At 43.7% G+C, this 12,685-nt stretch carries 14 protein-coding genes; 2 read left to right on the top strand and 12 right to left on the bottom strand.

Translation table 11 applies throughout. The annotated features are described in order from the left end of the window. The first annotated feature begins 40 nt into the window (after positions 1-40). Positions 41-655: an ADP-ribosyltransferase gene (locus DEHRE_RS01555; RefSeq protein WP_019226603.1), complete on the top strand. Its 615-nt coding sequence runs from the start codon at positions 41-43 to the stop codon at positions 653-655. A gap of 100 nt (positions 656-755) precedes the next feature. Further along, complete coding sequence (locus DEHRE_RS01550; RefSeq protein ID WP_019226604.1) at positions 756-1,007, top strand: hypothetical protein; 252 nt, start codon at positions 756-758, stop codon at positions 1,005-1,007. 165 nt (positions 1,008-1,172) lie between these two features. Here DEHRE_RS01550 and DEHRE_RS01545 read toward each other — a convergent pair whose 3' ends face one another. The 12 genes from DEHRE_RS01545 to DEHRE_RS01490 all read right to left on the bottom strand — a co-directional run bounded on the left by DEHRE_RS01545 (position 1,173) and on the right by DEHRE_RS01490 (position 12,667). Continuing rightward, on the bottom strand, positions 1,173-1,790 hold the full coding sequence (locus tag DEHRE_RS01545; RefSeq protein WP_019226605.1) for a DUF2975 domain-containing protein: 618 nt from the start codon (positions 1,788-1,790) through the stop codon (positions 1,173-1,175). Between the two features lie 291 nt (positions 1,791-2,081). Continuing rightward, positions 2,082-3,440 carry a PFL family protein gene (locus DEHRE_RS01540; protein WP_019226606.1) on the bottom strand — a complete coding sequence of 453 codons (1,359 nt, stop codon included), beginning with the start codon at positions 3,438-3,440 and terminating at the stop codon, positions 2,082-2,084. A gap of 65 nt (positions 3,441-3,505) precedes the next feature. Continuing rightward, on the bottom strand, positions 3,506-3,775 hold the full coding sequence (locus tag DEHRE_RS01535) for an ACT domain-containing protein (protein ID WP_019226607.1): 270 nt from the start codon (positions 3,773-3,775) through the stop codon (positions 3,506-3,508). A 166-nt stretch (positions 3,776-3,941) separates the two neighbouring features. Further along, positions 3,942-4,211 (bottom strand): cell division protein ZapA, encoded by a 270-nt coding sequence (locus tag DEHRE_RS01530; protein WP_015044023.1) that lies wholly within the window; start codon positions 4,209-4,211, stop codon positions 3,942-3,944. A gap of 41 nt (positions 4,212-4,252) precedes the next feature. Then, the gene (gene pheT / locus DEHRE_RS01525) at positions 4,253-6,664 is read right to left on the bottom strand and encodes a phenylalanine--tRNA ligase subunit beta (RefSeq protein ID WP_019226608.1); all 2,412 of its coding nucleotides are present in this window, start codon (positions 6,662-6,664) and stop codon (positions 4,253-4,255) included. Between the two features lie 271 nt (positions 6,665-6,935). Beyond that, entirely contained in the window at positions 6,936-7,958 is a 1,023-nt protein-coding gene (gene pheS, locus DEHRE_RS01520) for a phenylalanine--tRNA ligase subunit alpha (RefSeq protein WP_019226609.1), read from the bottom strand. A gap of 461 nt (positions 7,959-8,419) precedes the next feature. Beyond that, positions 8,420-9,244, bottom strand: a complete 825-nt coding sequence (locus tag DEHRE_RS01515; RefSeq protein ID WP_019226611.1) for a TrmH family RNA methyltransferase — start codon at positions 9,242-9,244, stop codon at positions 8,420-8,422. 88 nt (positions 9,245-9,332) lie between these two features. Further along, positions 9,333-9,719, bottom strand: a complete 387-nt coding sequence (rplT, locus tag DEHRE_RS01510; protein ID WP_015044027.1) for a 50S ribosomal protein L20 — start codon at positions 9,717-9,719, stop codon at positions 9,333-9,335. A 28-nt stretch (positions 9,720-9,747) separates the two neighbouring features. After that, positions 9,748-9,948, bottom strand: coding sequence for a 50S ribosomal protein L35 (gene rpmI / locus DEHRE_RS01505; RefSeq protein ID WP_019226612.1), 201 nt, complete (start codon positions 9,946-9,948; stop codon positions 9,748-9,750). 22 nt (positions 9,949-9,970) lie between these two features. Then, entirely contained in the window at positions 9,971-10,492 is a 522-nt protein-coding gene (gene infC, locus DEHRE_RS01500) for a translation initiation factor IF-3 (RefSeq protein ID WP_083221889.1), read from the bottom strand. Positions 10,493-10,701: 209 nt separating this feature from the next. Next, complete coding sequence (locus tag DEHRE_RS01495; RefSeq protein WP_019226614.1) at positions 10,702-11,760, bottom strand: BMP family lipoprotein; 1,059 nt, start codon at positions 11,758-11,760, stop codon at positions 10,702-10,704. 4 nt (positions 11,761-11,764) lie between these two features. Then, positions 11,765-12,667 (bottom strand): 3'-5' exoribonuclease YhaM family protein, encoded by a 903-nt coding sequence (locus DEHRE_RS01490; RefSeq protein ID WP_019226615.1) that lies wholly within the window; start codon positions 12,665-12,667, stop codon positions 11,765-11,767. Between the last annotated feature and the right edge of the window lie 18 nt (positions 12,668-12,685).

Below are 12,685 nucleotides of genomic sequence, written 5' to 3'. Positions count from 1 at the left end.
AGTGGGATAAATTAATTCGAAATAATTGAGGTAGATTAATTTGATTGGTAAAGAAATGTATAAAGAATTCCATAGTTCTCAAGATGCTGAAGATTGGGCAAAGAAATATTTCCATGAATGGATTAACAATTTGCAATTAAAAGCAGATAAAAACCTATCTCAACTTCTATTTGAATATTCCGGTAACATGAATATAGTTTATAATCGTTATCTTAGGGGAAATCAAGACTTTAGCGATAAAGAGGCTAAAGAGTATTCCGAAGATATAAAAACTATTTCAAATGCATTATGTAAATTTGAGTTAAAAGAAAATATTATTGTGTACAGATACACTCATAAGAATTTATTAAAATTATTATTTAACTCTTCAAAACCAAAGGTGGGAAAAACATTTGTTGAAAAAGGATTTCTAAGCACTACTCTAGTGCGAGATTTACTAAAAGATTTTGCAAAAGAACATCACTATAATTGTGTTTTAAAGATATTTTTACCAATAGGTACAAAAGGAGCATTTATAAAATTTAATGATAGTTTGCTAAATGAACAGGAATTCTTATTACCGCCAAATACAAAATTTATGTTAATAAGAAAATCCATTAACCGAAGACTTCAAATGGTTTACGAATGTAAACTGGTCGATCAACAACAATATTAATGAATAGCTTAATACAATTCGAAACAAGAAAATTATAAGCTGTATAATTTGAAAAGTATATGACTTTTATACTTGGGGGGTATATCCGCTGGATATCTACATGACCACACTTCTGGAAAAATTAAATGCATTTAATCCAAAGCTCTATAAATCCGCCAATGGGCTATCTGCGATCCGAACCTTGAAACTCATAGAAACTGGAAAGCAGACCTTTGAATCCGATATTCTGTATATGGGTACTAACGCTAACCTTGAAACTTTTGCCAACAATGGTGGAACTCATCTTATTTTGATAACAGATGAGGCTTTACCAGATTACTTCGAAAAGAATCCACCCTTTAATCTATGGTAAAATTGTATTAGGGGTGCAAATAGGATCCTATTTAATTGGTTTTACTTGGTCGATGTCGTTTACTGACCAATTCAATGCAGTCTAATATAATTCTATTTACAGAGAACCGTGGGAATATAAATTATATTCCTACGGTTCTTTGTCATAAGAAAAGATTAGTGTACTTTAGAATGTTGTATCTACTTTCTCTTGAAGGAGTATACCATATTTAAAAACGTCAGCTATGATAGAGATAAGCACTGCAATTAAGATTCCACTTATATGAATATTTGAAAAATCAAAATAATAAATTTTTGTTACGAAAACACAACCTAAAAAGTTTTTTATTGGATCAGCCGCAACCGAATAAATGATTATTGATAATACTATTTTTTTCAGCCTTATGACATTATTGGTATTAAATGGGGTTGTGCTTTTCAAAATTGTATTAAGAATGTCTATTACCTGTTTTATCCCATATAGAATAATAATATTAAGAATTGAACTTGAAACTAAGTAAGTTAGAAAGGCTGATTTCGCATTAAATCTTTCAATAGCTACAGATTGTATAATGCTAAAAGGAATATAAACACCAAAGGTGGTACCATTAGCTAGATTATATTCTATAAACCAATCTAAATTTCCCTTTTCAACAGTAAATCCTTGTTCTGGAGTAAAGAATAAAATAAAACAAACAATCAATGTTGCAAAAAGTAATATTATCCCAATAATAAAGATAATTGATAAGATATTATTGATAGTTCTCGTTCTTTCTTTCAAATATATAATGTTATCTTGTCGCATAGAATACCTCCCTTTTATTACCATTATATTACATTATATTCAAAAGACAATAATTTAATCTCTTTTTATGAGATTGACATGACAATCATGATAACCACATATAAAAATGCCTGTCCGTAAAACAAAAGCAATTTCGTTTTTGCGGACTGGCATTTTGTTTTGTAATCTCCGGACAAGCACATTTACTGACTGTACAGACAAGATTCGAATGACCTGTCAATCCGGTGGGAAAAGAGGTGAATGACTGGAACACGGGATTTTAAGATTATTATACAACTACCAATGAAACAGTTAATTCCTGAAACTGTGAATCGGTGCCGGAATTCTGCCGCCCCGGTTAATGAACTCTTCCGCGCTGTATGGATTGACCGCCATGATCGGTGCATAGCCCAGTAAGCCGCCGAACTCGGCAGTATCGCCGACCCCTTTGCCATGAACCGGAATCACGCGGACTGCGGTGGTTTTATGATTGATGACGCCGATGGCGGCTTCGTCTGCAATCATGGCCGAGATCGTCGATTCCTTGGTATCTCCGGGTATCGCAATCATATCCAGTCCTACGGAGCAGACACTGGTCATCGCCTCGAGCTTGTCAAAGGTCAGTGCGCCGCACTTGACCGCATTGATCATCCCTTCATCTTCGCTGACCGGAATAAACGCTCCGCTTAGTCCTCCTACGGAGGAGGAGGCCATGATGCCGCCTTTTTTAACAGCGTCATTCAACATGGCCAGCGCTGCAGTCGTGCCATGGGTTCCACAGGCTTCCAAGCCCATTTCTTCAAGAATCCTGGCCACACTGTCTCCGATTTCCGGTGTTGGGGCCAGGGACAAATCCAAAATGCCGAACGGTACATCCAGTCTTCTGGATACTTCGTTGCCAACCAGCTGGCCGGCCCGGGTAATTTTAAAGGCAGTCTTCTTAATATTCTCGGCTACGACATGCAAGGGTTCTCCCTTAACCTTCTCCATGGCACATTTAACGACGCCGGGACCGCTTACCCCGACATTGATCACAACTTCAGGTTCACCAACCCCGTGGAAGGCGCCTGCCATAAACGGATTGTCATCGACGGCATTCGCAAACACCACCAGCTTCGCACAACCCAGAGAATCCCTGTCCCTGGTCAAATAAGCTGTATCTTTAATGACTCTTCCCATCATCTTGACTGCATCCATGTTGATGCCGGCTTTGGAATTGGCCACATTCACAGACGAACATACCCGTTCTGTTTCATTCAGAGCCTCAGGGATGGATTCGATTAAGATTCTGTCACCTTTTGTAAAGCCTTTCTGCACCAGAGCGGAGAAGCCTCCGATAAAGTTAACGCCGACCTCCCGGGCTGCTTTGTCCAGCGTTCTCGCAAACTCGACATAGCTTTCGTCTTCACTCCCGGAGGCGATGATAGCCATCGGCGTAACGGATATTCGTTTATTGATAATGGGAATGCCATATTCAGTTTCGATTTCATTGCCGACTTTGACAAGATTTTGTGCCAACCTGGTAATTTTGTCATAAATTCTCCGGCGGGCCTTTTCTCCTGAAGCGTCAATGCAATCAAGCAAAGAAATGCCCATCGTGATGGTCCTGATATCCAGTTTTTCTTTCTCGATCATGCGGGTGGTTTCAAAAATATTTTTATAGAGACTCATTATTTACCTCCAAAAGACTTCCCCTGTTTCTGGCTGGCAACTTGTCAACCCTTGTTAACTGTAAGTTAAATATTGTGCATGTAGTCAAAGATCTCTTCTCTTTGAATCTTCACCGACAATCCGATCTCTTTACCGAAGGCATCGAGCTCTTCCTTCAGGACACTGAAATCGCATTTTATATTGGAAAGATTGACCAGCATCATCATGGTGAAATAATCCTGCAAAATCGTCTGGCTGATATCCTCCACGTTTACATTATTCTCCATCAGAATCTTGGTAACGCCATAGATGATCCCGACTTTATCTTTTCCTATTACAGTGACAATTCCTTTCATTGTAACACCTCCGTTTGTTTCATTTTATTCTATCATTTCCTGATAAACAAAAGCAAAAATAGCGCAGTCCTTCTCAAATATTAGGCGCCTGCGAAAAATAATAAAGAAATGGCCGAATAATAAGCGGGATCGACCATTTCTTAATCACCGTCAGATGTAAAAAAAATTATTCGCCGCCGCTTTCTCCTAACATGTTAAGAAGCGTCATCTGTTCTTCTTTTATTTTTGCCAATTCATCTGCAAAATTGAGTGCTGCCAGGATAGCTACCTGATGTGCTGGTATCCTCGGGAATTTCAACGCAATTTCTTCCATTCTTTTATCGACATCATGGGCGAGTTTCTTGATATATTCCTCAGATCCCTTGCCGCGAATAACATGAAGTTCTCCGAATATCAGAACCGATACTTTTTGTTCTTCCGGATTCACTGTCTTCACCCGCTCTCCTGTCTAGTACCTTGTTACATCATCATTATTGTTTATTTTCGCCATTTTGCCCCAAATTCCTGCTGTATTCCCGAAAGGATGTCGGAATTAAAAGTGTTCACTTCTTCATCTTTCAAGGTTCGTTCTGCAGACTGGTAACGCATCGTAAAGGCAAGGCTTTTGTGTCCTGCCGGAACGGGCTGTCCTTGATACACGTCGAACAGCTCTACTTCTTTCAGGAATTCCCCGCCGAGTGCCATGACCTTTTTCTTAATATCTTCTGCGGATACCTCTTCAGGAACCACAACGGCCAGGTCACGCTGAATTGCCGGATAACGCGGATACGATTTGGCAATAACCGCGAGATTGGCATTCCTGGAAAGCGCTCCAAAATCGAGCTCAAACAGCACCGGACACTGCAGGTCCCATTTCTGGTCGAGCTGTGGATAGATTTCCCCGAGAATACCAAGGTACTCCCCTTTGCTGTAAATGCTTGCGGACCTTCCGGGATGAAGCAGGCTGCAGTACTTGCCTTCCTCAATTCTCCGATATTCAAATTCCATTCCGCATTCTTCCGCAATTTGTGTCAGGATCCCTTTGACATAAAAGAAATCAAATTTCACCTGCGAATTCAGCCAGTGGCGTTTGCTTTCCCCCTGCGCCAAGCCAGCAATCCGGGAAACCTCATCGGGCTGCTCCTTTAACGGCAGCTCTTTTGGCAAATAGACATTGCCGATTTCAAACAGCAGCAGATCCGTGTTGCGTCTGGCGGTATTTCTGGACGCAATCTCCAATAGTCCGGGCAGAAGTGACGTCCTCATCGTTCCTAATTCTTCCCTTAATGGATTTAAGAGCGGGATATTCCGGCCTTCTGACCCCCATTGATCATCCAATTCTTTATTGCTGAAAGAGTAGGAAATAACCTCGTTCATCCCGGCTTTGATCAGGATTTTACGCAGTTTGCGCCGGAAAACCTGTTCAGGTGTCCTGCACCCTTGCGTTTGGCTGCCCTGCGGCAGAGTGGTAGGAATCTTATCATAGCCTATGATGCGGGCAATCTCTTCAATCAAGTCAACTTCAATTTTAAGGTCCTGCCTGTAAGAAGGAATTTCAACACTGTACCGGCAATCAGACAATTTCAGATATTCAAAATCAAGAGCTTCAAACACCTTTTCAATTTCCTGATACGTATATTCCACACCCAGGACCTGATTGACCGTGGGAACCGCTATTTCGATCCGAACCTTGGGCGGAAGCGCACAGACTTTTTCCGTAAAGGACATCGGTACACCCGCCTCGAGTTCCAGCAGCAATTCTGCCACTCTGCCCAGGGTTGGGACTGTCCAGTAAGGATTGACGCCTTTTTCAAAACGGCTGGAAGACTCCGAACGGAGTCCCAGCTTTCTGCTGGTACGCCGGACACTCGAACCGAGGAAATGTGCTGATTCAAACAGGATCCTGCAGGTCTTGCCGGTCACTTCGCTTTCCAGGCCGCCCATGACACCGGCAATGGCCTGCGGCCCGTTATCGTCGGCAATAACCAGCATATCGGGTTCCAATTTTCTTTCGATGCCGTCCAGGCTGACCATGGTTTCACCTTGTTTGGCTTTGCGGACTCTGACCGTACCCTGAAGTTTATCCCGGTCGAACGCATGAAGCGGCTGTCCCATTTCCAGCATGCAGTAGTTGGTAATATCGACAATATTATTGATCGGACGGACTCCGGCAGCCCGGAGTCGGTTCTGCATCCAAACCGGCGAGGGTTGAATGACGACATCATCCACCAGCAGGGCCGAATAACGCCAGGAAAGTTCCGGATCTTCAATTTCAACCTTCTGCCTGACATCTTCCGGCCAGGAAGGCATTTCCTCCCGGCCCCATTCCGGCAGAACAGGCTTTTTCCCGAGCAAAGTCCCGGCTTCTCTCGCAACATTGACCATCGCCAGACAATCCGGCCGGTTAGGGTAAAGTTCCAGTTCCAGGACGCTGTCCTGCAAACCAAGATATGTTTCCAGGCTCTGACCGACAGGCGCGTCAGGAGACAGGATCAGGATCCCGCCTTTACTGCGTTCCTGACCGACCGCTTCGATCTCAAGTTCCTTGTCGGAACAAAGCATCCCATACGATTTTACGCCTCTCATATCGACCGGTTGAATTTCTTTACCCCCTGGAAGCACCGCTCCCGGAACGGCTACCGGTACTTTATCCCCGATAAGGACATTTGATGCACCCGTTACAATGGTCAGTTCTTCCCTGCCGGTATTCAAACGGCATACCTGCAGTTTTTGGGCATCGGGATGGGGCTGGATATCCAGAATTTCACCGATATAGACTTCTGTGAAGCCTTTATTCAAGCATTCTACCCCTTCAACTTCAATCCCGCCCCCGGTCAGGACTTCTGCCAATTCCTCAGGACTGAGAGGGAGTTCGAGGTATTGTTTCAGCCATTCCATGCTTACTCTCATCAGAGCATCCTCCAGTACTTCAACATTTTATGATCAATAAAAACAATCTATCTGTAATCACTCAAACGATTTCTAGAATATCGTTCTCTAAATAACTAGACATTTAAACCTTCATAGCTGGGTCTGCGTGCCACAGTTCCAGCGTAAGCGGAGCATGGATGCGGAGCGCGGCTGTTAGCGCCATGGAGGGCGCTATCTGCCGAGAGCGGAATGTGGCGCGCAGACCAGACCCCAATGATTATATTTGTCAAATTATTTAAAGATCAATGTCCTAGAACTGCTCCAGGAAGCGGATATCATTATCAAAAAGCAGTCGCATATCTTCAATGCCGTATTTCAGCATTGCAATCCGTTCTACGCCCATACCGAAAGCAAAGCCTGTTACTTCCTTAGGATTATATCCTCCCATCTCCAGCACATGCGGATGAACCATTCCGGCCCCCAAGATTTCAATCCAGCCGGTCCCTTTGCACAGCCTGCAGCCTGCACCACCACAAAGCATGCAGGATACATCAACTTCAGCACTGGGCTCAGTAAATGGGAAGAAACTCGGCCTCAAGCGGATTTCGCGAGATTCGCCAAACATTTGTCTGGAGAAATACAGAAGCAGTCCTTTGAGATCGGACATTCTGACTCCCTTATCGACCAGCAGCCCCTCTACCTGATGGAACATCGGTGAGTGGGTTGCATCATCATCGTTGCGAAAGACTTTACCAGGCGCAATAATCTTGACCGGAAGCTGGGGTCTTTGTTTCTCCATGGTTCTGATCTGGACCGGCGAGGTCTGCGTCCGAAGCAGAATATCCTCGGTGATAAAAAACGTATCCTGCATATCCCTGGCCGGATGGTCTTTCGGGAGGTTCAGCGCTTCAAAGTTATAGTAATCCGTTTCTATTTCTGGTCCCTCAGCAATGGTAAAACCCATGCCCATAAAAATATCTTCAATTTCCTCAATCACTTTGCTTAAAGGATGCTGGTGTCCTTGAGGCAAAGAATACCCCGGCAGACTGATATCGATTCGTTCTTCCCTTAGTCTGCTTTCCAAAGCATTCTTTTCAAATTCCCTCCATTTTTTGTCCCAGGCATCTTCGAGCTGCGTGCGCAGTTCGTTAACGATCTGCCCCATTTTGGGACGCTCTTCCGCGCTGAGCTGACCCATCTGCTTCAGCAAGGATGTGAGTGATCCCTTTTTGCCCATCACGCGAACTTTTAGCTCCTGAAGCTCTTCCGACGAAGTCAGCTTGGTCAGTTGCTCCAGTGTATCTTCTTTAATTTTTTGAATTTCTTCTCGCATCGCGGTCACCCTTTCAGCAATTAATTATATAAAAAAACAATAAACCCTCGTCCGACTAGGGACGAGAGTTCGTATTCCCGTGGTACCACCCTTTTTTGACCATGCGTCAAATCACAGTTCACACTTAATAAGCTGGTAACGGCTGCCAACCGATATAACTCCCGGAATGAACTTCAACCTCAAGACTCCCATGTTGAGGTAGCTGCCTGCCTGGCCGACTTTCAGTCTGAGTCGGTCCTCCCTTTAGAGGCCTGCCTGCCTTTTGTTCCGTTCATTGTCACTTGTCAATTTGTCGTTGTTCTTGTACCAAAGATATAATTGGGGAGAACCGGTTGCCTCGAAGGCTTTCCAAAAATAATCAGGCGCTGACATTTTGAGCCCACCTTTCCTCGGCTTAGGTCCGGAAAGCAAAGTAATTGTTTTCTTTGCCTGATCAGAATTATATCATTTTCAATCATGGTTTACAAGAATTGTCCCTGTCTTCGCATTTCATAAAGGAATATTCCGGCAGCCATTGACGCATTCAACGATTCAACATTGTTAAACATTGGAATGGAATAGTGCTTAGCGGCCTTTTCCATAAAAAAAGCTGACGGCCCTGTTGCTTCATTTCCCACAATTAATGCCAAAGGATAGTCTTCACGAATGTTCGTCTTAAATATGGAAGTTCCACCCATGGTGGATACGACCATGGAACATTCTTTTTGTCTGCAAAAAATTGCTATTTCTTCAGGCGTTTTATCCGCCAGAATCACCTCGGAAAAAACGGAGCCCATACTGCTGCGCAGAACTTTGGGATTATAAAGATCCACCGTTTTTTTTGTCAGAATGATTTGCTTGACATCTGCAGCCAAGGCGGTTCTTAAAATCGTACCCAAATTACCCGGGTCCTGGATTCCGTCAACGACGAGAAGAATGGTATCCTTCTCAATCAAGATATCCTGCCAGTCAAATTCGGTTTTGCGGATAATCCCGAGAATGCCCTGTGGCTCTTCCGTAGCGCTCATTTTGCGCATTACCGCTTCAGACACCTCTTCAGCTTCTATTCCCAGCGCTCGTATCTCCGTTACCAGTCCGCCAATACTTAAGGATTGCTGCAAATCCGATTTTTCCATCGCCGCGTCCTGAGCCGTATAATAAATCTTCTTAAGCTGCGCTTGCCTAAGAATAGCTTCCTGTACAAAACGTTTGCCTTCTACAAGGAATTCCCTATATTCTTTACGGCCTTTTTTATCATGCAGGGATACTACATGCTTGACCTGTTCATTTTGCAAAGAAACGATCATGATGATCCTCCCGGATTACCTGGAATAGATAGAGCAAGAGTCCGGTCCTGAAAAGACCGAACTCCAAAGATTCATAGGTATTCTTGACTTAAGCATTCGCCTGAGCTTTTGCATTGGTGTTGTCGAGTTTGCTTTGGGCAACTTCTACAAGCTTCGTAAAAGCTGCAGCATCATTAACTGCCAAATCGGCCAGCATTTTGCGGTTGATATTGACATTGGCCAGCTTCAGACCGTACATCAGCCGGTTATACGTAATGTTATTCATTCGGGCAGCTGCATTAATCCTGGTGATCCACAGCTTACGAAAATCGCGTCTTCTCTGTTTGCGGTGAACATAAGCATACGCCATCGATTTAACGACTTGCTGTTTGGCCATTCTGAAAAGTTTGCTCTTACGTCCTCTATATCCTCTGGCTAATTTTAATATTTTTTTATGGCGTTCATGTGCTCTGACGCCTCTTTTTACACGGGCCATTTTTAAAGACCTCCTTTAAGTGATATTCTTATTTTACATAAGCGATCAAACGAGCAATACGCTTCGCATCAGTACTATGCATCGTTGTAGCTTTGCGAAGATTCCGTTTACGCTTTGGTGATTTCTTCTCCAAGATATGGCTTTTATAGGCATGATAACAAACAATTTTACCGGTAGCAGTTTTCTTAAAACGTTTGGCAGCTCCGCGGTGTGTTTTCATTTTAGGCATTTATGACAACCCCCTTTTCATATTAATCGTGTTTGTGTGCGGTAGGAGCTAAAATCATAACCATATTACGGCCTTCGACTTTGGGTTCACGCTCGACAAGAGCTTCTTCACTAAGAAATTCAGCCATTCGTAAACACAATACTTTACCATGGTCTGGGTGTGTTATCTCCCGTCCTCGAAACATGATGGTAACTTTAACTTTATCGCCATCGCCTAAAAAGCGCTGGGCATTGCGAGCTTTGGTCATAAAATCATGGTCTTCAATATTCGGGCGGAGCTTGACTTCTTTAATTTCAACAACCTTCTGCTTCTTACGGGCTTCTTTATCACGCTTCGCCTGTTCATATTTATATTTCCCATAATCCATCACCTTACAAACCGGTGGTTTGGCAGCAGGAGCAATCTCCACTAGATCAAGCGCTTTTTCAGCAGCGACGCTCAAGGCTTCTTTAATAGGAATGATCCCGAGTTGTTCTCCTTCTTCGCCTACTAATCGAACTTCCCGAGCCCGGATTTCTTCATTAATCCGTAAATCTTTGTTAATAGCGAATCACCTCCAATTTTTTGCTTACAACGAGCCAAAGAGTATAAAAAAATAAAGACGGTATTCCACCCGTCTTCATCATACAAAATGAGCATAACCATACTGGAAAACTCACTAGGACCTCATCGGCATTATGTCATGAGGTGAGAAGCGGATGGCTTCTACTTGGCATAAGTATTATACATAGTATAGCGTTCAATGTCAATCATCTAATATGTGATTTTAAATGTTTCATTTTCATTGGCTGGAACCGTGATCTTTCCGTCAATCATTTTTTGTTTATATTCATTTATTTTGGTATAGGTTTCTTCCGAAACCATAGATTCAGTTGTCTCTGCCAAACCGACGGCATTCTCCGCTAAGCCATACGATACATTTTTACCGGACGCCAAGGTTTTCTCTTCAATTTGTTTGATGATGCTGTAAGCGACCTCGCCGTTTTCTTTGATGACTGAAGTAAGGACAGTCTCAGGTGCCAGACTATTTTGATCAATGTCAGCACCTATGGCATACTTGCCTTTTTCCTCCATGACTTCAATCATTGCTTTTCCTGCCAGACCTGCGTTATGAAAAATAACATCGGCATCAGAATTGACCATCGCTTCCGCCATCTCTTCGACCCTGGTCTTATTGGTGAAAGTGGCGGCATTTCCTTTTAAAAGCTCACAGTTGGGATTGACGAACCGTACTCCGCTCTTGAAACCATAAAAGTAAGGCTGTGCTGCTTCTTTATTGTCCCCTGAGATAAAACCAACGACATTTGTTTCCGTCCTTTTTGCCGCCAGATACCCTGCCAGAAAAGCCGCTTCCTCTACTCTATACGACACGGCCAGAACATTGTCAGGAATGGTTCCCTCGATGGTGCTGTCCAGACAGACATAGGTAATTTTAGGGTTTTTTTCTGCCGCTTCCAGAGCTGCCGGAACGGCAGCAGGACCTATGGTGAATATGACCTGACAGTTCTGGGATTTAAGCTCGGCAAGTCCTGACGGATAGTCTTTATCATTTTTGACCTTAGCATAGCCGATCCCGGCGTTTAGTTCCTGTTGTGCCTTTTGCAGTCCTTCCCAGGCCTTTTCAGAATAAATATCCTCTATTCCGTCCTGGCCGGTTATCAGGCCGACCTTGATCGCGTAGTTTCCCGAGTCATCCGAAGGTGCGTCCTGACCGCCTCCGCCCAGAATCCCGCAGCCAGTCAGTAACAGTAAGGCTATAACAAGCAAACAAAGCATTTTTCCCCATATTTTCACTGCATTTCTTTTTAACATTTTTTCACCTCTTGTATAGCCTTCTGTTGTTCAGTGTCCAAAGTTTATCGGAAAAATTCCCAGGCTCGGTTTCATTCAGGGCTTTTTGCATATCAAACATCCTGGCATCAATGATATCCAGATAATGAAGGATTTCTGCCTCTGGAAACATCGGTCTCTTGGGACTGCCATATTCCGGCTCATAATGGTGCGAAAGCAGCATATGCTGAAGAAGGAGACTGGTCTCCTCATCGAGACCCGCCTTGCCTGCAGCCTTTTCAATTTTCTTGATTCCTTGAACAATATGGCCTAGCAGCTGCCCCTCAACTGTATATTCCGTAGCGATCCCAAGGGCATTGGCATCAATTTCATCAAGCTTGGCAACATCGTGCAGCATGATCCCGGCATAAAGAAGATCTTTATCCAGGAAAGTATAGACATCCGCTAGTTTTTCTCCAGCTTTAAGCATTGTCAGCGTATGATACAGCAGTCCCGACCTTAAGGCATGATGATTCTGCACAGCAGCCGGATGAATCAGCAGTTTCTCTCCGGCTTCTGTCAGGAGAAGCTGGACTGTTTCTCTTAGTTTGACATTCTCCATCCCGGAGAGGTATTGCAGAAGCTCAGCGTACATTGCTTCCGGACTATACGGTGCAACAGGTATAAACGCATTAATGTCAACTTGATCGTCCTCAACAACTGCACGGATTTTATCGATCTTAACTTGTCTCTTGCCCTGCCATTCCGCAATACTGCCTTTGATCTTTACAAGCATATTGCTTTGATATAGTGTTTCATCTTCCTGCTTGCAGTCCCACATCCTTGCGGTTATTTCCCCGCCGGCGTCACCTAAGACGATATCAAGATACCGGTTTCCGCCAGCCGTAGTCTTCGTTTCAACCCTGCGAATCAGGAAAAATGCGACCAAAGATTCTCCTGACTTCAA

Source organism: Dehalobacter restrictus DSM 9455 (assembly GCF_000512895.1).
GTDB classification, from domain to species: Bacteria; Bacillota; Desulfitobacteriia; order Desulfitobacteriales; family Syntrophobotulaceae; genus Dehalobacter; species Dehalobacter restrictus.
The sequence above is the reverse complement of the archived record's forward strand: the minus strand, read 5'-3'. Positions and strand labels throughout refer to the sequence as shown.